The following is a 22,178-nucleotide window of genomic DNA, read 5'->3' on the forward strand; positions in this document are numbered from 1 at the left end:
CCGTCTGCATGCATCCAACGCTCACCACTCGCCAGCAAAACGCGGCTAAATTCTTCCTGCTGGCGCTGTTCGTCATTGCCCTCGACCAGCTCTCGAAGTGGGCCGTGCACACCTACATGCAGCCCGGCATGGGGGGCGAAATCCCCGTTTTCGGCCACTGGTTCAAGCTGCACTACACGCTGAACCCCGGCATGGCCTTCGGCGCCGAGCTGCCCGCACCGTATGGCAAGCTGGTGCTCAGTGGGTTCCGCCTGCTGGCCGTATTTGGCTTGAGCTACTACATCATTCGCCTCTGCCGGCAGCGCGCCGCCGGCGGCTACATCGCCTGCATGGCCCTCATCCTCGGCGGCGCTGTGGGCAACCTGATTGACTCGGTTTTCTACGGCGTTATCTACGACAACGCGCCTTTTGGTTCGCCCACGCGCTGGTTCTACGGCCAGGTCATCGACATGCTCTACGTGGACATTTACGAAGGCTTCCTGCCCCAAAACTGGCCGTTGATAGGAGGGAAGTACGTCTCGCTCTGGCCCATTTTCAACATCGCCGATTCCGCCATTTTCGTTGGCGTGGCCTTGATTCTGCTCAATCAGAGCCGTTTTTTCAAGCAGGAAGAGCCGGTGGCCGTGGCTGAGAAACAGCGCGAGCCGCTGGTAGCTCCCGACTCGGAGAATCTGGGGTAGGAACGTCATGCCGAGCGTAGCCGAGGCATCTCGCTCGCTTCGCCTGCCGTCAACCTCACCCCCTGACCCCCTCTCCAAAAAAGAGGGGGCACCGGTTCGGAGCAGTTAGAACAAAGAGCCCAGCGCAATGCGTTGGGCTCTTTTCGTTTATGAATCGTTGCGGCATATCCGGTGCCCCCTCTTTTTTGGAGAGGGGGTCAGGGGGTGAGGTTGACGCCAAGGCCGACACTTCCTGCCGTTCTTTGCATTCCCATTGCCCTATTCTAAAATGCACCCAACGCTCACTACCCGCCAGCATTCTGCGGCTAAATTCTTCCTACTTGCCCTGTTCATCATTGCCATCGACCAGCTCTCGAAGTATTTGGTGCACACCTACATGCAGCTCGGTTCGGCCGGCGAAATCCCGATTTTCGGCCAGTGGGCCAAGCTCACCTACACGCTGAACCCCGGTATGGCTTTCGGGGCCGAGCTGCCCGCGCCCTACGGCAAGCTGGTACTCACCGGCTTCCGCATGCTGGCCGTGGGCGGGCTGATTTACTACATTATTCGCCTTTGCCGCCAGCGCGTGGCGGCCGGCTACATCGCCTGCATGGCCCTCATCCTCGGCGGGGCCGTGGGCAACCTGATTGACTCGATTTTCTACGGAATTATCTACAATAATGCCCCTGTAGGCTCGCCTACGCGCTGGTTCTACGGCCAGGTCATCGACATGATTTACGTGCCGCTGTACGTGGGTTATTTCCCCAAATCCTGGCCCCTCATCGGCGGCTCGTACAGCGGCGGCTTCCCCATCTTCAACATCGCCGATTCGTCCATCTTCATCGGCGTCGCCTTGATTCTGCTCAACCAGAGCCGCTTTTTCAACGAATCGCAGCCCGCCGCCGCTCCCAACGAGCCCCAGCCCCTAGTCGCTGCCGATGCTGAGAAGCTGGCGTAGTAGGGGAGAGGCAGAACGTTGAACGATAGTTGAATGGTGATACTAGAACGTCATGCTGAGCGCAGTCGAAGCATCTCTACCGCTTCGTTGAGAGAAGTGAATTAATTAATTGTCATTCATGCAAATAGGAAGATTCTCGCTGAAAAAATACTTACTGATTTTAGCAGTAGGGATTGTGTTCTATTTTTCTTTCGACTTCCTGAGTGACTTCATGTACAAACAGAAGTTAGGCGACCATTCCGAGGCAGTTCTTGCAGCTATACACGGTGCTAAAAGTTCGCTAAGGATACTCCGTCGAACAGGGGAAATTTATTCTGAGGAATACAGTCTAAACTCACTGACTTCTTCTGAAGACTCGGTTGTTCTTCGTATCAAATTAGGAGGAGAAAAAGCTACTGCTGCTATTGAAGCGCACGCGGTGAGACAAATGTCAGGCGTTTGGAAAATCTATAAGAGCGACACCGTTTTTACCAAATAGCTCTAAAACGCAATACATCTCTACGGTTTCTTAACGAAGCGGTAGAGATGCTTCGACTACGCTCAGCATGACGTTCTGGTGTATTGACGTTCTTGCGTATCCAAACTGCTTAAACCGGTTCGAAACCACCCCAAACTGCCACCCATAATTCCCTCCGTGCCCAACCCGCTGCTCACCGTTTCCAACCTCACCATTGACTTCTCCAGCCACCGCGGCGACGTGCGGGCCGTGGACAACGTGTCGTTTGAACTGCACCGGGGCGAAACGCTGGCCATTGTGGGCGAGTCGGGCTCGGGCAAGTCCGTGTCGTCGCTGGCGCTGCTGGGGCTGATTCCGATGCCGCCCGGCCGCATCAGCAGCGGGCAGGCCCTCTTCCAGTCCGAAAAGCTGGGCCAGACCGACCTGCTGAAGCTCTCCGAAGCCGACCTGCGCCAGGTGCGCGGCAACGACATCGGCATGATTTTCCAGGAGCCGATGACCTCGCTGAACCCCGTGTACACCTGCGGCAGCCAGGTGGTGGAAGCCCTGCGCCTCCACACCGACCTCAGCGAGGCCGCCGCCAAGGCCCGCACCATCGAGCTATTCACCGAGGCGCAGCTGCCGCGCCCCGAAGCCATTTTCGGCAGCTACCCGCACGAAATCTCGGGCGGCCAGAAGCAGCGCGTCATGATTGCCATGGCCATGGCCTGCCGCCCGGCCCTGCTCATCGCCGACGAGCCCACCACGGCCCTCGACGTGACCGTGCAGGCCCGCATGCTGCGCCTGATTGACGACCTGCGCCGCCAGCACAACACGGCCGTCCTCTTCATTACCCACGACCTCGGCGTGGTGGCCGAAATCGCCGACCGCATCCTGGTGATGTACCGGGGCAAAATCGTGGAACAGGGGAGGGTGCTGGATATTTTTAAAAATCCGCAACATCCGTACACAAAAGGCCTCTTGGCGTGCCGTCCGCGCCTTTCGGTGGGCAAAAAACGCCTCCCTGTGGTGGCCGATTTCATGCGGGAAGACGCCAGCGGGCAATTATTGGCCCAGCCCGAGCCCGTGCTTCCGCTGCCAGATGAGGCACTTGCGGAATCTTCGCCCGAAGTGGAGGCCCAGCAGTTACACGATAAAATTGAAACCGCCAAAACGTTCCCCGTGGAACATGGCGTTTTGGGGGATGTTCCACGCCCTGCCGAGCTTACTTCGGCGCCCGTTGCCGCCCCCACCGTGACCGCCGCGCCCAACGGTGCTGAACCGCTTCTCCAGGTTCAAAACCTCCAGGTCTACTTCCCGCTCCGCAAAGGCTTCTTCCGCCGCGCTACCGATTACGTGCGGGCCGTGGACGATGTCAGCTTCACGCTCTACCCCGGCGAAACCATCGGCCTCGTGGGCGAGTCGGGCTGCGGCAAGACCACGCTGGGTCGGGCGCTGCTCCGCCTCACGGAACCAACGGCGGGCAGCATCCTGTTTGAAGGGACCGATTTGGCGAAGCTGTCGAGCGAGGACCTGCGCCGCCGTCGGCGTGATTTGCAGCTGGTGTTTCAGGACCCCTACGCGGCCCTCAACCCGATGCTGACCGTGGGCGAGGCCATCTGGGAGCCGATGCGCGTGCACAACGTGGGCGGCACCCGCCAGCAGCAAAAGGCGAAAGTGCTGGAGCTGCTGCGCACCGTGGGGCTGCGCGACGAGCATTTCCAGCGCTACCCGCACGAGTTCAGTGGCGGGCAGCGGCAGCGCATCTGCATTGCCCGGGCGCTGGCCTTGCAGCCCAAATTGATTGTCTGCGACGAGTCGGTTTCGGCCCTCGATGTCTCGGTGCAGGCGCAGGTTCTGAACCTGCTCAACGACCTCAAACGCGAGTTCGGCATCACCTATCTGTTCATCACGCACGACCTGTCCGTGGCCCGGTTTATGAGCGACCGGCTGCTGGTCATGCACCAGGGCCGCATCGTGGAAAGCGGCCCGGCGGCGGCCATCTACGCCGCTCCCCAACACGAATACACCCAAGGCCTGCTGGCCGCCATCCCGAAGGACAGCCTGGCCGACATCGAAGCCGCCGTAGCCAGTAGGGCCTAGCTGGGCTGTAGCGTGGACTCTGCGAGTCCGCGCATCGTTGGGCGGTATGTCGTTCGCCCAGGCGCGGACTCGCAGAGTCCACGCTACAGGGTTCGCGCTACTCCGCGCTTGCCTCAATACCTTGCGCCGCCAGATGCTACTCAAGCAGCGCCAGCGAAGCTCCAGCTTCTGGCGGCTACGGCGTCAATCCCAACCCCGCGCGGACTCACAGAGCCCGCGCTACAACCTCCCGGCCCGGCCCGCGTTTCACTAAGCGGCGCGGCCCAGCCAGCCACTCATTTTTCCGCTCTCGCCGCCTGCGACCAAACCACTTTTCGGCGGCCAATTTTTACCCAAATGAATACCCCCGAAAACTCCCGGGCTCCCCGCGCCAAGCGCGAAAAGCCCGAACCCGCGGCCATCACCCAAGACCAAGTCCTGCGCGTCTTCGCCGACAACCCCACCAAAGTCCTCGCCTACCGCCAGCTCTCGCGCCGCCTCGGCGTCACGACCAAGGGCCAGCGCGAGGAGATTTTTGCCCACATCAAGGTGCTGCGCAAAAACGGCCTTATTACGCTGCTCCAAAACGACGAATACCGCCTCGCCGATACCGACGCCGTGGCAGCAGCTTTGATGCCGTCCAGCGCCAAAAAATCAACCAAAAAAGGCGACTCGCCCATCGCCCCGCCCCGCAACCGTTCGGTGCAGGCCGAGTTTGGCCAGGACCCCATTGTGCACCGCCGCCGTTACGCCGGCTTCGACCACGTCGACGGCGACGACCGACCAGAACGCGCTCCATCTAACACCATCATCGGTACCGTCGATTTAGCTACGCCAAGCTTTGCCTTCGTGGTGCCGGAGGGTGTAGATGGTGGCGACGACATCCGCGTGTTCACCGACCAACTCAAGTTCGCCCTGCAGGGCGACGTGGTGCGGGTGCGCCTGCGCAGCGGCTCGCGCGACGGCCGGCCGATGGGCGACGTGGTGGAAGTGCTCAAGCGGGTGCGCCCCGAAATCGTCGGCCGCATCCAGATTCAGGGCACGCTCGGCTTCGTGAAGCCCGACAACCGCAAGGTGTATTTCGACGTGTTCGTGCCGCCGCATTTGCTGCACGAGTCGCGCAACGGCGACAAGGTGCTGGTCCGCATCAACGAGTTTCCGGAGGACAGCAGCCGGCAGCCGGTGGGCGAGGTCATCCGCAACTTCGGCGCGGCCGGCGGCAACGAGGCCGAGATAAACGCCATCATGGCCGAGTTCGGTTTGCCCTTCGAATTCCCCTCCGAAGTGGAAGAGGAATCGGAAGGCATCAGCGAGGTTATTGAGCAGGATGAAATTGCCCGCCGCCGCGACTTCCGCAACATCACCACCTTCACCATCGACCCCGCCGACGCCAAGGATTTCGACGATGCCCTGAGCATTCAGAAGCTGGAAAACGGCCACTGGGAAATCGGCGTGCACATCGCCGACGTCACCCACTACGTGCGCCCCGGCACCGAGCTGGAGCGCGAGGGCAAGCACCGCGCCACCTCGGTTTACCTGGTCGACCGCGTGATTCCGATGCTGCCCGAGCGTCTCTCCAACGGCCTCTGTTCGCTGCGCCCGCACGAGGACAAATTGACCTTTTCGGCCGTGTTCGAGCTCGATGAAAACGGCAAGCTCTACGAGTCGTGGTTCGGCAAAACCATCATTCACTCCGACCGCCGCTTCAGCTACGAGGAGGCGCAGGAGCGCATCGAAAGCAAGGAGGGCGAGTACGCCGAGGAGATAAATCTGATGAACGGCATCGCGCATAAGCTGTGTGCGCTGCGCTTCAAGCAGGGTGCCATCACCTTCGAAACCCAGGAAGTGAAGTTCCGGCTCGACGAGAACGGCAAGCCCCTCGGCGTGTATGTGAAGGAGCGGAAGGACGCCCACAAGATGATTGAGGAGTTCATGCTGCTGGCCAACCGCAAGGTGGCCGAGTTCGTGTTCAACCTCAAAAAGACCAAGCCGCGCTTCACGATGGTGTACCGCACCCACGACGCGCCCGAGCCCGAACGCCTCCAGACCTTCGCTCTCTTCGCCCAGAAATTCGGCTACAAGCTCAAGCTCGAAAACCCGAAAAAAATCAGCACCGAGCTCAACAACCTTAGCTCCGAGGTGATGGGCAAGCCCGAGCAGAATGTGCTCCAGGGCCTGGCCATTCGCACCATGAGCAAGGCCATCTACACCACCGAGCCGCTCGGCCACTTCGGCCTGGCTTTTGACCACTACTCGCACTTCACCTCGCCCATCCGCCGCTACCCGGATATGATGGCGCACCGCCTGCTGGAGCACTACTTGCTCGGCGGCAAGAACGTGGCCGTCGAGCCCGTGGAAGAAGAGTGCAAGCACTCCTCGGCCCGCGAGAAACTGGCGGCCAACGCCGAGCGCGCCAGCATCAAATTCAAGCAGGTCGAGTTCATGGCCGATGAAATCGGCAACGTCTTCAAGGGCGTGGTGTCGGGCCTGACGGAGCGCGGCATGTACATCGAAATCGAGGAGAACAAGTGCGAGGGCATGGTCCGCATCAGCGACATTCCCGGCGACGAGTACGAGCTCGACAAGGACAACTACCGCATCGTGGGCCGCCGCAACAAGCGCATCATCCAGTTCGGCGACGAGATGATGGTGGTCGTAAAATCTGCCAACCTGCTCGACCGCACCATCGACTTCGAGCTGGTCGACGACCGCCCCGACCATGTGAAAAAGCGCGAAGCCGACGAGCGCAAGCAGCGCAACAGCGAGCCCCGCGGCTACCGCGACCACAGCAGCGGCAAGGGCCACAGCAAGGGTGGCCACAAGGGCAACAAGCGCCGCTAGCCTTCGCCTGTCATTGCGAGGGGAGCGCAGCGAACCGCGGCAATCCTTCCTCTCGATGTAACCAACCTTGAGATGTGACAAGCCCTGGCTCTACAGAGTCGGGGCTTTTTCGTCTAGCTTTACCAGCACCCTGCAGGCCTCGCTGATGCTCCGATTTATCAAGTACACCTTCTCCTCAATCGGCTTACTGTATCTGACGTTTCTCAACTCAGCATACAAGTTGCACTACGGTGAACATGGGCGGGAGTACTTCAATGATGATTCCATCTTCTTCGGGATGATGCTGTCCGGCTTCTTGCTGCTTGTGCACCTTTTCAGCATCTTCTTGGCGACCGTAGTCCTCCGGAAAGGCAGGCCTGAAAAAGCCGATATGTTCTTCGCGATTGCCTTTCTCTTGCACCTTGGCTACTGGATTTATTGTGCCAATAGCGGGGCAGCGATGCATGAACAATGAGGAAATCTAAAGCTCGACAAGCCCCGATTCTAACTAGAGCCGGGGCTTGTCGCTTTATCAGGCGTCTGGCTTTGAGAGGACAGATTGCCGCGTTCCGCTGCGTCTCACTCGCAATGACAGATGCCCCCGTTCTTTGTACCACCTATGACCCCAGCCGACTTCCCCGCTAACATCACCGCCGCCCTGGCGCAGCTCAGCTACGGCGAGCAGCCCGATACCCTCTACGCTCCCATCCGCTACATCATGGGCCTGGGCGGCAAACGCATCCGACCGCTGCTCACGCTGCTCGGCGCCCACCTTTTCACCGATGAGCTTAGCGGCATCCTCAAGCCCGCCCTGGCCACCGAAGTCTTCCACAACTTCACCCTGCTCCACGACGACCTGATGGACCAGGCCCCCCTGCGCCGCGGCCAGGCCACCGTGCACGAAAAGTGGAACCCCAACGTCGCCATCCTCTCCGGCGACGTGATGCTGGTGCGGGCCTACGAACTGTTCCTGGACGTGCCGTCCGCACTGCTCCCGCGCATCCTCGCCCGCTTTAGCCAGACGGCCGCCGAGGTTTGCGAAGGCCAGCAGTGGGACATGAATTTCGAGACCGAACCCCAGGTCAGCATCGCCCAATACCTAGACATGATTCGCCTGAAAACGGCCGTCCTCCTCGGCTTCTGCCTGGAGCTGGGCGCCCGCCTCGCCGGCGCTTCCGAGGACGATGCCGAGCACCTGCGCCAGTTCGGCACCGATATTGGCCTGGCCTTCCAGCTGCGCGACGACCTGCTCGACGTGTACGGCGACGCCGCCACCTTCGGCAAGCGCGTGGGCGGCGACATCATCTCCGACAAGAAAACCTTCCTCCTGCTCTCCGCCCAGGCCCAAGCTAACGATGCTCAGCAGGCCACCCTGGCTCAGCACATCGGCCAGCCCGTGTCCGATGCCGACGCCAAGGTACAGGCCGTGCGGGCCATCTACGATGAGCTCAAAATTCGCCCGCAGACGGAGGCACTCATCAACACCTACTTCCAGGACGCGCTGCAGCATTTGGAGCGCGTAACGGCGCTAAATGAGCGCAAGCAACCCCTGCATCACCTCGCGCTCCAGCTCATGGACCGCGAAAACTAATCTTCTGTGCTCAGTCCCGTTCTCATTCTCATCGGCCTCACGGTCGCCATTTCCATCTATGCCTGGTCGAAAGACGAGCTGATGAACTCCTGGATAATGGACCCCTACCGCATGGCCCGCTCCGGCGGCCAGTGGTACCGCCTGCTCACTTCCGGCTTCCTGCACGCCGACTGGGCCCACCTCCTGTTCAACATGTTTGCCTTCTATTCCTTCGCGCCGGTCGTGTTGGGGTCGCTATACGAAGGCTACGGCCAGGGCGTAGGCCTTGGGTTGTTTCTGGCGCTGTACCTCGGAGGCATCATCCTTTCCGATTTGCCCACCTATTTCCGGCACCGGCACGACCCCGGCTACCGCAGCCTTGGCGCTTCGGGCGGGGTGTCGTCGGTGTTGTTTGCCAGCATCCTGCTTATGCCGGTTGCTCCCGCGGGGCAGGGCATCATCATTTTCCCCATCCCGTTTCCCATTCAGCCGTTCCTGTTCGGCTTCCTCTACCTCGCTTATTCCTACTACATGGCCCGCCGCCGCGCCGACAACGTGAACCACGACGCTCACTTCTACGGGGCGCTGTTCGGCGTAGTGCTGCTATTAGCCTTCATTCCGACAGCCGGCCCTGCCTTCCTGCAGCAAATTAGCTTGTTTATTCAGTCAAAGTTTTGATTTACAACTATTTATAATAGTAATATTGCTTTTAGATAATCTATTTGTGGAGCGTTGCGTAATGAGGGGCAAGTTCATTCTTTCACTTTGCCCTCTTACTCATGAACACCCTTCGTCACTTCGCTTCCCGCTTGCCCCTCACGGCCCTTTTGCTTCCCCTGATGTTGCTGGCCACTTCCTGCAGCCGCTACAACGACAACGGTAGCCTGTCCATTGCCGGCGTCATCTACCTCATCCTCGCCATCGCAGCGGTTATCAGCCTGCTGAAACAAGACTGGAGCCTAGGCAAGAAACTCATCTGGGGCGTTATTATCTGGTTCTTCCCCATTGGTGGTTCCATTATCTACTTCCTCTTCTCGGGCCGGAAGTAGTCGTTCCACCTCGTTTCAAACAAAAAGCCCCGACCATATGTGGTCGGGGCTTTTTGTTTGAAACGAGCAACCGTTAGTTGTCCTACCGGTTCAACAGCCGCTTCTTTTCGAGCCGGGCCACGCCGCGCAGCAGTTCGCCGCTGTTCGTGATTTGGGTCAGCTGCCAATGGTCGCCCTGCCGGCGCATCTTCACTTCCACCACCATTGTGGTGTCGTATTTCGGCTGCGTCACCTCCAAACCCACAAAGGCGTTGTCGCCTTCCTCCCTGGTGTATTTGATGCCTTTAAATTCGCTTTCCGGACTCACCACCCGCCCGGCCAGGCCCGTCAGCGAGATGTTCACCAGCCGCTTCGGTGCGGCCGCGGCAGCCGCCTCCAACGAGCCCGTTTCGACGTAGCGTTGCACCTCCTGCCGCGCAGCCTTGGCCAGCGTGGGCTTGAGCATGCGCAGAGCGCCACCCATCATCAGGCTGCCCCCCGGCAGTAAAGAAGTCAGCGCCGAGCCCTGCTGCGCCACGTCATCTACCAGATGCGAAGTGACGCTGTTTACGTCCACGTACTTTTCAAAGGAAGCCATGTCGTGGGCCTGCACCGCCGCCGCGGCCGACACCAAAGCACCCTTGGGGCCATTTTTCAGGCTCCGGTAGTAGTAATAGCCTCCGGCACCTAGCGCCAGCAACAACACAAGTAGAAGCAGTTTTTTCATGAAAGCATATGCCTGATAAGTGAGCTGCAAAAGTACCCCACAGTGCGGGTAAAAAGCGGCCATGGCTTTCTGCCATCAGCTGCTTCCTCCGGCACGTTTGGGCCGCTCACAACCAATTTGTTTCCCTTGCCTAATCAATATGAACCCCACTGTTCGTCATCGTCCCGAAGTACACGGCCACCGCGGCTGCCGCGGCCTACGTCCCGAGAACACTCTCTCCGCCTTTCTCCACGCATTGGAGTTGGGCGTCGATGTGCTGGAAATGGATGTTGTCATTTCGGCCGATAAGCAAGTTGTCGTCTCGCATGAGCCCTGGCTCAACCCGCTGTTTTGTCTCAGCCCCGAGGGGCATCCCATCGCCGTAGATGCGCCTCCGCAGCAACACAACCTGTACCGTATGCCTTATGTCTCCATTCGCCAGTGCGACTGTGGGCAATCGCATCCGGGCTTCCCGGAACAAGTAGCTGACCCCTCCTATAAGCCGCTGCTGAGTGAAGTTCTGGCCGCGGTTGAAAGCGCGGTCCTTCGGCTTGGGCGCCGCCCGGTAGGTTATTCCATTGAAATAAAAAGCGAGCCCGAATACGATAACATCTTTTCCCCATCACCTTCCGATTTTCTGCCCTTGGTGCTGGCTGAACTCACTTCCATGGGCGTGCTTTCGCGCACCACACTTCTTTGCTTTGATGCGCGCATACTGCAACTGGCCCACCGCGCCTTGCCTTCCCTTGCCACCTGCTTGCTGCTCGAAGCTCATCAGCCTTGGATAGAGAGTGTCCAACAACTAGGCTTCGTTCCAACTACCCTGGGTCCCGATTTTCATTCTGCTTCCGTTACGGCTGTTACAGCCCTGCGTACCGCATTCCCCGGTCTTCGCATTGTTCCCTGGACTGTAAACGAGCCAGACGACCTGCGTCGATTTATACGGCTTGGTGTAGATGGTATAACCACCGACTACCCCGACCGACTTCTGCCTCTGCTTGGCCAGCTATTTTAAGCCCTTTGCCTTCTAGCAAGCTATTGCCAGCTAGTACAAACCGACTCGAGTAGACTGGTGTAATTACAATCTAGGTGTAACACACTTTGTTGTTTATACAGTGTTACACTATTTGCAACAAACATATTTTGTAAATGTAACGTTCTGCGCAAGTGCAATACTTGTAATTTATGTACATTTCTGTACGATATTTATTCGAACAGTTTTGTTTAATCGAATTATAAGTAACATATTTGCATCAGCGTTACGCAACACTCTCAATATGCCACATCAAGGCGAAATCCTGCAGGAAGCCATCAAAAACAGCGGTATTTCCATTACGCGTATCGTAGAGGAAATGGGGATTACACGTCCTACCATTTATCGTAAATTCAAAGAAGAAACAATTGATTACACCTTTGTAAAAAGAATTGGTGACATCATCAATCATGATTTTTCTAATGACTTTACATCGTTACAACAATCGATGTTGCCATTTGTAACTCCTGTACAAAAGCCTGTTGTTACACATACTGTAACGCAACGTGTAACACAGCCTCAACAATCAGATTCTGACCCCGCTAAGCAGCTTTTAATACTACAGGCGAAGTATATTTCCCTTCTAGAAGCCTACAATGAACTTCTGTTGAAGGTGTATGGCCCTAAGTGACAAAAATGTTCCACGTGAAACATTTTTGTTCGTGGCTGAGCGGAACGCTGAACACGCAAATACTGTTGTGCGTGAAAAGCGTAGCCGAAAGGATTGCTGAGCCAACCGAGTTGCTGTTCTTATACAGCCCAGATTTTGCCAAACAAGATTACACTGAATTGCTGCTGGCGCGCAAGCCGACACTGCCAGACTGTGGGGAAGGGAGGCTGCCAAGCAGCCTTAATCCAAGGTTATGTAGAGGGAGGTGGTGCAGGAAAGAAGAGGCCGGGCGCCTAGAGGAAAATAACCTCGGTAACCACCGTTTCGCCTACTTCTGCGTTGATGAGTTCGGCTACCCTAGTCTTCGCCATGAGCAACTCGTGCTTAAGGGGAGCCGAAGTGAGGCGCACAAAGAGGCGGCCTTTGTTAACGTACACCTCCTGGGTTTTCAAAGCCACAGCCTTACCCATGACCCGTTCCCAACTCGACACCACCGTCACCTCATTGAGCTTGCCTTGCAGGCGGTAGGTGCGGACCAATGCTTCGAGACCCTCCTTGAGAGAGATGTCGCCGGAACGGGAAGGGGAGGAGTGCTTTTTCACAGAAATGTTAACCTAAACCACGGGCAAAGAAGCCCCGGTTTTGCAGTGCAAAGGTAGCGCAAGGGTACCGCTAAACGGGCGCCACACTGCCATCCTGCACCCGAAAACGGAGGATGGGAATGGTAACGCGGGCAAGGGCTTGGTCGGTTCGCTCTAGGTTCGTGTCGGTCAAAAACACTTGGCCAAAGGTTTCATCGGCGACAAGTTCGAGCAGGCGGGCAATGCGTTTATCATCCAGCCTATCGAAGATGTCGTCGAGCAGCAAAAGGGGTTTATGCTGCTGCTTGGCTGCGAGCATTTCAAACTGCGCAAGTTTCAGCGCAATGGCAAAAGACTTCTGCTGACCCTGAGAGGCATGGCTTTTCACTGGCAACTCGTCCATAAGGAATACAAAGTCGTCGCGGTGCGAGCCGGTTGTGCTGCGCTGCAGGGCAAAGTCGCGTCGCTCATTCATGCGCAGCAGCTGCGCAAAGTCGGCGCTAATGAGCTGGCTCTTGTACGTGAGCGTGACGAGCTCCCGGCCATCAGCCAACTGCTGGTAGTGCCGCTGGAACATAGGCACGTACTCATCCAGGAAGGCTTGGCGCAGGAGGGTAAGCTGCTGGCCGATGGGAGCCAACTGCTCATCCAAGGCCAAGAGGTACTCACGGTCGAAGCCATGCGCGGGCCGGTCACTCCCTTGCTTTAGTACCGCGTTGCGCTGGCGGAGCAAGGCATTGTAGGCAATGAGTAGTTCAAGAAACTCGTGGTCTAACTGAGCCATGAGGCTATCGAAATACTTACGGCGCTCCTCGCTGCCTTGGCGGATGAGGTCGGTGTCGTAAGGCGAAATCAGCACGGCAGGGTAGCGACCGATGTGGTCGGCCATGCGCTCATACGCCTGCTTGTTGTGGGTAAGGGTCTTTTTTTGCCCAGCGCGCAGGCTAACCTGAATGGTTTCGGGGCTAGTAGGCAATTCCGAGCTAAAAACACCCTTAACTACAAAGAAATCAGAGCCTTGCTTGATGCAAAGAGCGTCAGATGAGGTGATGGCGCTTTTAGTGAGCGACAGGTAGTGAATGGCGTCGAGCAGGTTAGTTTTTCCGCTGCCATTGTCCCCGATGAAGCAATTGAGGCCAGGGGAAAGGCGAAGCGCCGCGTCGTCATAGTTTTTAAAAAAAAGCAGCTGGAGGGAGTCAAGGGTCATAAGGTTCGGTATTGCCAGCACTTTTACGTAATTTCGCCCTCCCAACGCGAAATATTCTTTTCCTCGAACTTGCTATGGCGGATACGAAAGTAAAAGCTGCTTCCAAAAAAACGACGGCATCTAATGGCGCAGCTGCAGCCAAAGCAAACGGCAAAGCCGCTACAACCGGTGGCCAGCCCGACCCGGTGATGCCCGGCACCGATGCGCCCGAGATGGGGGCTTCGGGCACCGACCTGTCCCAGGAGGCGAAGGCGGGAACAAACTTCCCCAAGGAAACCTACCTGCGCTGGTACGAGCAGATGCAGCTCATGCGCAAGTTTGAGGATAAAGCCGGCCAGCTGTACGGCCAGCAAAAAATCAAAGGCTTCTGCCACCTCTACATCGGCCAGGAGGCCTGCGTAGCCGGTCAGGTGTCGGCGTTGGAGAAGGGCGACAAATACATCACCGCTTACCGCGACCACGCCCACCCGTTGGCGCTGGGCACCTCGCCCAATGCCGTGATGGCCGAGCTGTTTGCCAAAGCCACCGGATGCTCGAAGGGCAAAGGCGGCTCAATGCACATGTTCGACAAAGAAGTAGGGTTCATGGGCGGCCACGGCATTGTGGGCGGCCAGGTGCCGATGGGCGCGGGCATTGCCTTCGCCGAGAAATACAACAAGACCGGCAAGCTCTGCATTTGCTCGATGGGCGACGGCGCCGTGCGCCAGGGCGCCCTACACGAGGCCTTCAACATGGCCATGCTGTGGAAGCTGCCCGTCATCTTCGTGATTGAGAACAACGGCTACGCCATGGGCACGTCGGTGCAGCGCACCTCCAACGTGACCGACCTCTACAAGATTGGCCTGAGCTACGACATGCCTTCGGAGCCGGTGAACGGCATGCGCGTGGAAGACGTGCACGAGGCCGTGGCCCGCGCCGCCGAGCGCGCCCGCGCCGGCGAAGGCCCCACGCTGCTTGAGTTCAAGACCTACCGCTACAAGGGCCACTCGATGAGCGACCCCGCCAAGTACCGCACCAAGGAAGAGCTGGAAGACTACCGTCACCGCGACCCCATCGAAGCCGTGCGCCACACCATCCTCACCAACAACATGGCGACGGAGGCCGACCTCGAAGCCATTGATGAGCGCGTGAAGGGCCAGGTGGCCGAGTCGGTAGAGTTTGCCGAGACCTCGCCTTACCCCACGCCCGACGAGCTCTACAAGGACGTGTACGTGCAGGAAGACTATCCCTATATCCACGACTAAACAGGAATGGCTGCGAGCGAATAGCTGGCAGCCATTAGCTTTACAGATTCTAACCACCCCGATTGTTAACTAAAAGCTAGCAGCTGACGGCTAATAGCTAGCAGCTTCTCTGATATGTCGAAGATTCCGTACACTGGCAAAAGCCAGCAGGCCCGCCAGGGGCAAGTAACCCAGAACGTGCCGGCCGACCCGCTGGCACCGGCCGAGAACCTGCCGGCCGAAAACCCGTTGCTGGAAGACCCGGACGCCTTGGCTGCCCGCCTGGCCGAGTCGGAAGATTTCGTGCGCAACAACCGCAACGTGCTGCTGACCATTCTGGCCGTGGTGGTGCTGGCGGTGGTGGGCGGCTTCGGCTACTACACTTGGCGCAACCAGCAAGACCAGAAAGCGCAGGCCAGCATGTTCCGCGCCGTGAACAACTGGGAAGCCGACTCGCTGAACAAAGCCATCAAGGGCGACGGCAAAGCGCCGGGTCTGGTGACGGTGGCCAACGAGTACGGCAACACCAAGGCCGGCAACCTGGCCAACTTCTACGCCGGTGTGGCATCGTTGAAGCAGGGCAAGTTCAAAGAAGCCCTCGACTACCTCGAAGACTTTAGCTCCGACGACTACCTGGTGCAGAGCCGCGCCTACGCCCTGATGGGCGACGCGCAGCTGGAGCTCAACAAGCCCAAGGAAGCCGCCGACCTGTACGCCAAAGCCGCCGACCACAACGCCAACGAGTACTTCTCGCCCGGCTACCTGATGAAGGAAGCCACGGCCCGCGAAGTAGCCGGCGACACCGACGGCGCCGTGAAGGCTTACGACCGCATCATCAACGAATACCCCACGGCCCAGGAAGTAGCCGAAGCCCGCCAGTACAAGGCCAAACTGGCCAAATAAAGACTTAGCTTACCGGTCGTCCTGAGCACAGCGAAGGACCTTGTCGCACCCGAACGAAGCTCGTTCAACCGTGATGAGGTCCTTCGCCGCGTTCAGGATGACGCTTTTTTACGCATCAATCCCATGGCAACTGCCCTCCAGAATCTGAGCGACTACGACGCTTCCTCCTTCATCGACATCAGCGAAAAGCGGTTTGGGCTGGTGGTGGCCGACTGGAACCGCGAGATAACCGACGTGCTGAGCGCCGGCGCCTACGAGACCCTGCTCAAGCACGGCGCCAACCCCGACAACATCTTCCGCAACACCGTGCCGGGCAGCTTCGAGCTGACACTGGGGGCCCAGTTCTTGGCGCAGCACGACGAGATGGACGCGGTGATATGCCTGGGCGTGGTGATTCAGGGCGAAACCAAGCACGACGATTACATCTGCCACGCCGTGGCGCAGGGCATCACCAACGTGGCACTGAAATTTAACAAACCGGTCATTTTCGGCCTCGTGACCACCAATACGCTGGAGCAAGCCTGGGACCGGGCCGGCGGCAAGCACGGCAACAAGGGCGTAGAAGCCGCCGTGGCGGCCATCCAAATGCTGGGTTTTTAACCAGTTAGCGAAAAGCGCGATAAAAGCCGTAACTTTGCGGCCGCAAAATGAAGCACGCAACGGCTTTAAGCCAACGCAATAGCCGTTCTTAGCACCTGCTAAACCTTTTAGGGGCCCATGGCGTTGCCGGTGCGGCGCATGGGGCAATTTCATACCATACTTCGCAGTCTTTTTTTACCCATTCGATGAACGACGACAACATTCGCTATTCCCGGGAGGACCTCAACGAGTTCGACCAGATTATTCAGGAGAAGCTGACGGCGGCTCGCAAGGAGTTGTCCTTCATCAAGGAAACCCTGAACCGCAGCAACGACTCCGGCACCGACACCACGGCCTCGTCGGCCAAGGTGCTAGAAGACGGCGCCGACACCGCCGAGAAAGAAAGCATGAACCAGCTGGCTTCGCGTCAGATGAAGTTCATTCAGCAGCTCGAGAACGCCCAGGTCCGCATCAAAAACGGCACCTACGGCGTGTGCATCGGCACGGGCAAGCTCATCCCCAAGGAGCGCCTGCGTGCGGTGCCCCACACCCAGCATTCGATTGAAGCCAAAATGGCTCGCCGCGACTAAACGGCAACAATTTCCTGGTGGTCGGTACTGCGCGGCAGTAGTCAGAATGTTTTTTGCGTTGACGCTGTTCAACCGCTCTGACTACTGCCGGCGCAGTACCGGCCGCTCTTTTTAACCTGTACCGTAGCGATACGGCACGCAACTTTTCTCCCCATGGGCAAGAAGCATTTTTCTGACAACAAGGCGGACCGTCGCGGCGGCCGCAACACGGGCGGCCCCGGCGGCTTTGGCAACAACGAGCGGGCAGGCCAGGGCGGCCCGGCCGGCCGCAGTGCCGACCGCGGCGAGCGAGGTGGCTACTCCAGCGCCCGCCCCGGCAACGGCCGTCCGCCCACGAACGGCGCCTTTGGTCGCCCGGCGGGCGGGGCCTTCGGTGGCCGCAGCTTTGGCGATGGCGAGAAGCGTCCGTACGGCGCGGGCAACCGCGAAGGCGGCAGCGGCTTCAACAAAGGCTTTGGCGGCAATAAGTTTGCGCCCCGGGAATTTGGCCAGCGCGAGCCGGGCGGTTTCCGCCCCGGCGCCGACCGTGACCGGCCGCGCGTAGGCGGAGAGCAGCGCAGCGGCACCAGCTACGGCCGCACCGCCGAGCGTCCGGAGCGCAGCAGCCCGGCTTCGGCCGACGGTCGTCCCGTCCGCGAGTACCAGCCCAAGGAGAACTGGCAGGGCCAGCCCTACCGCCGCGAGGGCGAGAAGGCCGTGCCGCGCGGCCTGCCCGGCGAGCGCAACCGCAAGTTCCAGAAGCAGAACCCCAACGCGCCGCAGGACGAAACCATTTATTCGCGTCCCGGCGGCAGCTTCGGCCGCAGCACCCCACGCGAGCCCGAAGATTTCCAGCGCAGCGAGGAGCGTGGCCCGAACCGGCCCATTCGCGCGGCGCGGCCGTTTGAGGCCAACCCGCCGCAGCCGCGCGAAGAGCGAGGCGAGCGCCGCGGCTTCGGTGCCGACCGTGACGAGCAGGGCGACGCCGACTACCGCGCCGACCAGGCCGCTTTCGGCCGGAAGTTTACGCCCGGCGCCTTTGGCCGCCGCGATGGGGCCCCGGCGGGCCGCAGCACCGGCGAGCGCCCCGGCAGCTACGAAAAGCGCGGCCCGAAGGAAAAGTGGGCACCCGCGCCCGGCAGCTTTGCCGAGCGCCGCGAGGCCCTGAAAGCCCAGGAGCGCAGCGTGCGCCGCTCGGGCACCGGCTACGGCGCCAGCGTGGACAAGCCCCGCCCGGCCCGCCCCGTGGGGCTGGACAACCGCGCCGACAAGCCCCGCTACGGCGAAAAGCCCGGCGAGGCACCCGACTACAAAAACCTGAAGCACTACGAGCAGGACAAGAACCGCGGCAACAAGCGTCGGCGCGAAGAAGCCGATGACTTCGGCACCGACGAGACGCGCCTGAACCGCTACATCGCCAACGCGGGCATTTGCTCGCGCCGCGAGGCCGACGCGCTTATTGCCGCCGGCGAAATCCGGGTGAACGGCGAAGTGGTGACGGAGATGGGCTACAAGGTGCAGCCCACCGACACGGTGCAGTACGGCAAAACCAACCTCAACCGCGAGAAATCGGTGTACGTGCTGCTGAACAAGCCCAAGGACTTCATCACCACCACCGAAGACCCCGAAGGCCGCCGCACGGTGATGGACCTGGTGGCTGGCGCCTCGAAGGAACGCATCTTCCCGGTGGGCCGCCTCGACCGTAATACCACCGGCCTGCTGCTGTTCACCAACGACGGTGAGGTCGCCCAGAAGCTCTCGCACCCCTCGCACAAGAACAAGAAAATCTACCAAGTGGAGCTTAGTCGCCCGCTCACGGAAGAAGACCTGGGCAAAATCGCCGCCGGCCTGGAGCTGGAAGATGGCAAAGCCGTGGTGGACGACGTGGCCGTGGTGGCCGGTAATGCGCACTTCGTGGGCATCGAAATTCACATTGGCCGCAACCGCATTGTGCGCCGCATTTTCGAGCACCTCGGCTACGAAGTGGTGGCCCTGGACCGGGTGCAGTACGCTGGCCTCACCAAGAAAGACCTGCCCCGCGGCAAGTGGCGCTTCCTGAGCGAGCAAGAGGTAATCCGTTTGAAGTATTTCCTGTAAAGCTTTCCGCCTTTCGGTAAAAGAACGTCATGCAGCGCGCAGCGAAGCATGACGTTCTTTTTAAATCGCAACCTGTTCTATCGATGCACACCCTTGCCCTCGACATTGGCAACACGGCAGTGAAGGCCGGCTGTTTCGATGGCCCGGCGCTGCGCGAAATGGCGGCGGGCCTCACGGCGGCCGAGGTGCGGGCGCTGGTGAAGCGCTGGGCGCCGCAGCGCCTCATCGTGGCCTCGGTGGCCGAGGCCGCTGTGCTGGCCGTGGAAGACCTGCAGGACCTAGTGCCAGGCGAAATACTGGCATTTAGCCCGGGCACCACGCCCGTACCCTTGCGCAATGCCTACGCCACGCTGCACACCCTGGGCGCCGACCGGCTAGCAGGCGCCGTGGGCGCGGCTGCGCTACGGCCGGGCCAGGACACGCTCGTCATCGACGCAGGCACGGCCCTGAAGCTCGACCTCGTGACGGCCGACGGCACCTACCACGGCGGCAGCATTGCGCCGGGGCTGAGCATGCGGCTGCGGGCGCTGCACAGCTTCACCGGGCGGTTGCCGCTGTTGGAACTGCCGGCCCCCGATGCAACGATTCCGCTGGTGGGCGACTCCACTACCGGGAGCCTGCTGAGCGGCGTGGTGAACGGGGCCGTGGCCGAAATCACGGGCCTGCTGGCGCAGTACCAGCAACGCTACCCGCGCCTCGGCGTGCTGCTTACCGGGGGCGACGCCGCTTTTCTGTCGGCCCGCCTCCCGGCTCGTATCTTTGTGGTGCCTGAGCTGGTGCTGCTCGGCCTAAATCGGATTTTAGCTTATCATGTTGTCAAATAAAGAGATGGGGCGCACGGGGTTGGGCCTGGTGCTGGTGGGGTCGATGGTGTTGCTGGCCGGTGGCGCGCAGGCGCAGGGCCTCGGCAACTCGCCGTACTCGCGCATTGGCTTGGGCGAGTTCAACGCCAATACCGGCGGCGTGCGCCAGATGGGCATGGGCGGCGTGGGCTTGGCGGCGCCCAACGCAGTGAATGTGAACGAGCTGAACCCGGCGTTGCTGTATTACACCAACCGCACCACGTTTGAAGCGGGCTTCAACGGCCAGTACAAAACGGTGAAAAACGCCACGGCTTCCAACCGCAGCGGCAGCGGCACGCTGGGCTACCTAGCCCTGTCGGTGCCGCTGAGCTCGAAGTGGGCCGCCGCCGTGGGCCTCAAGCCCCTGAGCGCCGTCGACTACGAATCGAACATCCTGCAGGCGGTGGTGAACACCCCCAGCGGCCAGCCCGCGCAGTCGCTGAAGCAGTACAGGGGCGAAGGCGGTATTTCGGAGGCCTACCTGGGCCAGGGGTTCCGCGTGGCCAAGGGCCTGACGCTGGGCTTCACGGCGTCGTACGTGTTTGGGGTGATTGACGAAACCACCGCCACCACCGTGTCGACGACCGACAACAGCATCAGCTCGGTGAAGGTGGTGGAACGGCAGCACACGCGGTATTCGGACTTTGCCTTCAGGGCTGGCGGGCACTACCGCAAGAGCATTGCCAAAGACCTGAGCATGAACCTGGCCGGCGTGTATAGCTTCGCGCACAACCTCAACGGCCAGCAAACCAACACCCAAGAGCGCGAAAACGCCGATGGTACCCTCAACAGCGCGCCTACCACCATCAGCGACGGCCGCGGCAGTTCCTACGTGCCGGCTCTGGCGCAAGTGGGCGTCAGCTTCGACAACGAAAAAAACTGGAGCCTGAACCTCGACGCCTCGCAGCAGCAGTGGTCGAAGTTCAGCAACTTCAACGGCACGGGTCCGGCCCTGAGCAACACGCTGCGCGTGGGCCTGGGCGGCGAAATCACTCCGGACCCCGGCTCGGTGGAACACTACTTCCAGCGCGTGTCGTACCGCGCCGGTGTTAGCCTGGGCCAGATGCCTTACCAGGTAAACGGCAAGACGCTCTACGACCGGTCGGTGAGCTGGGGCTTTGGCTTTCCGATGCCCACGGCTTCGGCCCTGGAGGCGACCACCATTAGCCTGGCCTTCACCTACGGCGTGCGCGGCAACACCGACGTGCTGAACGCGTCGCTGGGCACCAGCAACGTGCAGGAAAACTACATCCGCGGGCAATTGGGCATCACGCTGAACAACCGCTGGTTCATCAAGCGCCGCCTGCAATAGTCCACGCTTTAACCACAGCCAAACGACGTGTGCACGAGCAAGCAGCAAGGGTGGGGGAGTGCGGCGGGCTTGGTGCTGGCGGTGCTGGCCCTGACCAGCTGCGACAAGCAGAAAGTGACCGGCCCCACGCTGGTGTACACCGGCCCGCTGATGGAAACCACCAACGTGGTGGAGCTCATCAGCGACTCGGCTAAGCTGAAGTTTCAGCTCACGGCGCCGCTGCAGCAGCAGTTTGAAAACAGCGACTTTGTGTGGCCCAAGGGAGTGAAGGTAACCTTCTACTCACCCGACGGGAAGAAGACTGTCGTGAACACCCTGACGGCCAAGTACGGCAAGTACGACAAGGCCAAAAACCTCTACACCATGCGCGGCGCGGTGCAGGTGGTGAACGTGCCCAAGGCCCAGCGCATGGACACCGAAGAGCTGTTTTTCGACAAGAACAAACAAATTATCTACACCGACTCGGCCATGGCTGTGCGGGTAGAAACGCCCACGGAAATCTTGTCCGGACACGGCCTCTGGGCCAAGCAGGACCTGAACCCCTACCGCATCTACAACCCCACGGGCATCATCGACAAGGTGGGCGCGGGCCTCTAACGCGCCCGCCCGGCGTTGCTACTTATGAAATTCGACAAATCCCTGATGCGCACCGTCCTGTTTGCCGTGGGCGTGGTGGCGCTGGTCATTGGCATTTACCAGACCATTTACTACAACGACCTGGGCCGCAACTACTGGATTTTCATGGTGTCGATGCTGTGCTGGATGCCCTTGCTGTACTGGCGGCAGCAGGAGCGGGTGGCCGCCAAAATTGCCGAGCAGGAAGCCAAGCTGGCCCGGCAAAACCGCGCCAAAACCCCGGCCAAATCGACCAAAAAGCGCCGCTAAGCCGGCGCCGCCGGGCTCGGCGCGAAGCGCATGCCCCGGCCAACCACGGCTAACGGGGTGGGTTTTAGCGAGCTAGTT

At 60.0% G+C, this 22,178-nt stretch carries 23 protein-coding genes; 19 read left to right on the forward strand and 4 right to left on the reverse strand.

Annotation, left to right across the window (positions count from 1 at the left end; all coding sequences use genetic code 11):
- The first annotated feature begins 8 nt into the window (after positions 1–8).
- The 5 genes from IC234_RS15435 to rnr all read left to right on the forward strand — a co-directional run bounded on the left by IC234_RS15435 (position 9) and on the right by rnr (position 6,976).
- On the forward strand, positions 9–680 hold the full coding sequence (locus tag IC234_RS15435) for a lipoprotein signal peptidase (RefSeq protein ID WP_190926289.1): 672 nt from the start codon (positions 9–11) through the stop codon (positions 678–680).
- Between the two features lie 268 nt (positions 681–948).
- A complete protein-coding gene (locus IC234_RS15440) occupies positions 949–1,617 on the forward strand; it encodes a lipoprotein signal peptidase (RefSeq protein ID WP_190926291.1) in 669 nt (222 codons plus the stop codon).
- Positions 1,618–1,735: 118 nt separating this feature from the next.
- Complete coding sequence (locus IC234_RS15445; RefSeq protein WP_190926293.1) at positions 1,736–2,095, forward strand: hypothetical protein; 360 nt, start codon at positions 1,736–1,738, stop codon at positions 2,093–2,095.
- 156 nt (positions 2,096–2,251) lie between these two features.
- Entirely contained in the window at positions 2,252–4,156 is a 1,905-nt protein-coding gene (locus IC234_RS15450; RefSeq protein ID WP_190926295.1) for an ABC transporter ATP-binding protein, read from the forward strand.
- A 336-nt stretch (positions 4,157–4,492) separates the two neighbouring features.
- The gene (rnr, locus tag IC234_RS15455) at positions 4,493–6,976 is read left to right on the forward strand and encodes a ribonuclease R (protein WP_190926298.1); all 2,484 of its coding nucleotides are present in this window, start codon (positions 4,493–4,495) and stop codon (positions 6,974–6,976) included.
- A gap of 208 nt (positions 6,977–7,184) precedes the next feature.
- On the opposite strand, the gene IC234_RS15460 is transcribed toward rnr, so the two are convergent.
- A complete protein-coding gene (locus IC234_RS15460) occupies positions 7,185–7,421 on the reverse strand; it encodes a hypothetical protein (RefSeq protein WP_190926300.1) in 237 nt (78 codons plus the stop codon).
- A 153-nt stretch (positions 7,422–7,574) separates the two neighbouring features.
- On the opposite strand from IC234_RS15460, the gene IC234_RS15465 reads away from it, so the two are divergent.
- The 3 genes from IC234_RS15465 to IC234_RS15475 all read left to right on the forward strand — a co-directional run bounded on the left by IC234_RS15465 (position 7,575) and on the right by IC234_RS15475 (position 9,574).
- A complete protein-coding gene (locus IC234_RS15465) occupies positions 7,575–8,546 on the forward strand; it encodes a polyprenyl synthetase family protein (protein ID WP_190926302.1) in 972 nt (323 codons plus the stop codon).
- A gap of 6 nt (positions 8,547–8,552) precedes the next feature.
- On the forward strand, positions 8,553–9,203 hold the full coding sequence (locus IC234_RS15470) for a rhomboid family intramembrane serine protease (protein WP_317173388.1): 651 nt from the start codon (positions 8,553–8,555) through the stop codon (positions 9,201–9,203).
- Between the two features lie 101 nt (positions 9,204–9,304).
- Positions 9,305–9,574 (forward strand): PLD nuclease N-terminal domain-containing protein, encoded by a 270-nt coding sequence (locus tag IC234_RS15475; protein WP_190926304.1) that lies wholly within the window; start codon positions 9,305–9,307, stop codon positions 9,572–9,574.
- 82 nt (positions 9,575–9,656) lie between these two features.
- On the opposite strand, the gene IC234_RS15480 is transcribed toward IC234_RS15475, so the two are convergent.
- Positions 9,657–10,280, reverse strand: a complete 624-nt coding sequence (locus IC234_RS15480) for a hypothetical protein (protein WP_190926306.1) — start codon at positions 10,278–10,280, stop codon at positions 9,657–9,659.
- A 139-nt stretch (positions 10,281–10,419) separates the two neighbouring features.
- On the opposite strand from IC234_RS15480, the gene IC234_RS15485 reads away from it, so the two are divergent.
- Together IC234_RS15485 and IC234_RS15490 are read left to right on the forward strand one after the other, a co-directional pair.
- Positions 10,420–11,274 carry a glycerophosphodiester phosphodiesterase family protein gene (locus IC234_RS15485; RefSeq protein WP_190926308.1) on the forward strand — a complete coding sequence of 285 codons (855 nt, stop codon included), beginning with the start codon at positions 10,420–10,422 and terminating at the stop codon, positions 11,272–11,274.
- 262 nt (positions 11,275–11,536) lie between these two features.
- Complete coding sequence (locus IC234_RS15490; protein WP_190926310.1) at positions 11,537–11,923, forward strand: helix-turn-helix domain-containing protein; 387 nt, start codon at positions 11,537–11,539, stop codon at positions 11,921–11,923.
- 272 nt (positions 11,924–12,195) lie between these two features.
- On the opposite strand, the gene IC234_RS15495 is transcribed toward IC234_RS15490, so the two are convergent.
- Positions 12,196–12,504: a DUF721 domain-containing protein gene (locus tag IC234_RS15495; RefSeq protein WP_317173389.1), complete on the reverse strand. Its 309-nt coding sequence runs from the start codon at positions 12,502–12,504 to the stop codon at positions 12,196–12,198.
- 70 nt (positions 12,505–12,574) lie between these two features.
- Positions 12,575–13,690 (reverse strand): DNA replication/repair protein RecF, encoded by a 1,116-nt coding sequence (gene recF / locus IC234_RS15500; RefSeq protein ID WP_190926312.1) that lies wholly within the window; start codon positions 13,688–13,690, stop codon positions 12,575–12,577.
- A gap of 212 nt (positions 13,691–13,902) precedes the next feature.
- Here recF and pdhA point away from each other — a divergent pair, with 212 nt between their 5' ends.
- The 9 genes from pdhA to IC234_RS15545 all read left to right on the forward strand — a co-directional run bounded on the left by pdhA (position 13,903) and on the right by IC234_RS15545 (position 22,100).
- Positions 13,903–14,934, forward strand: a complete 1,032-nt coding sequence (gene pdhA / locus IC234_RS15505) for a pyruvate dehydrogenase (acetyl-transferring) E1 component subunit alpha (protein ID WP_190927132.1) — start codon at positions 13,903–13,905, stop codon at positions 14,932–14,934.
- 114 nt (positions 14,935–15,048) lie between these two features.
- Complete coding sequence (locus tag IC234_RS15510) at positions 15,049–15,816, forward strand: tetratricopeptide repeat protein (RefSeq protein WP_190926314.1); 768 nt, start codon at positions 15,049–15,051, stop codon at positions 15,814–15,816.
- 123 nt (positions 15,817–15,939) lie between these two features.
- Complete coding sequence (gene ribH / locus IC234_RS15515) at positions 15,940–16,416, forward strand: 6,7-dimethyl-8-ribityllumazine synthase (RefSeq protein ID WP_190926316.1); 477 nt, start codon at positions 15,940–15,942, stop codon at positions 16,414–16,416.
- A 185-nt stretch (positions 16,417–16,601) separates the two neighbouring features.
- A complete protein-coding gene (locus IC234_RS15520) occupies positions 16,602–16,985 on the forward strand; it encodes a TraR/DksA family transcriptional regulator (protein WP_190926318.1) in 384 nt (127 codons plus the stop codon).
- Positions 16,986–17,138: 153 nt separating this feature from the next.
- On the forward strand, positions 17,139–19,061 hold the full coding sequence (locus IC234_RS15525) for a pseudouridine synthase (RefSeq protein ID WP_223827716.1): 1,923 nt from the start codon (positions 17,139–17,141) through the stop codon (positions 19,059–19,061).
- Between the two features lie 83 nt (positions 19,062–19,144).
- Positions 19,145–19,885 carry a type III pantothenate kinase gene (locus IC234_RS15530; RefSeq protein WP_190926320.1) on the forward strand — a complete coding sequence of 247 codons (741 nt, stop codon included), beginning with the start codon at positions 19,145–19,147 and terminating at the stop codon, positions 19,883–19,885.
- Complete coding sequence (locus tag IC234_RS15535; RefSeq protein ID WP_190926322.1) at positions 19,872–21,215, forward strand: hypothetical protein; 1,344 nt, start codon at positions 19,872–19,874, stop codon at positions 21,213–21,215. Before IC234_RS15530 ends, IC234_RS15535 begins: the two co-directional genes overlap by 14 nt.
- 27 nt (positions 21,216–21,242) lie before the next feature.
- Positions 21,243–21,812: an LPS export ABC transporter periplasmic protein LptC gene (gene lptC / locus IC234_RS15540; protein ID WP_190926324.1), complete on the forward strand. Its 570-nt coding sequence runs from the start codon at positions 21,243–21,245 to the stop codon at positions 21,810–21,812.
- Between the two features lie 24 nt (positions 21,813–21,836).
- Positions 21,837–22,100: a hypothetical protein gene (locus IC234_RS15545; RefSeq protein WP_190926326.1), complete on the forward strand. Its 264-nt coding sequence runs from the start codon at positions 21,837–21,839 to the stop codon at positions 22,098–22,100.
- Positions 22,101–22,178: the final 78 nt, after the last annotated feature.

Source organism: Hymenobacter armeniacus (assembly GCF_014699055.1).
Classification (GTDB): Bacteria; Bacteroidota; Bacteroidia; order Cytophagales; family Hymenobacteraceae; genus Hymenobacter; species Hymenobacter armeniacus.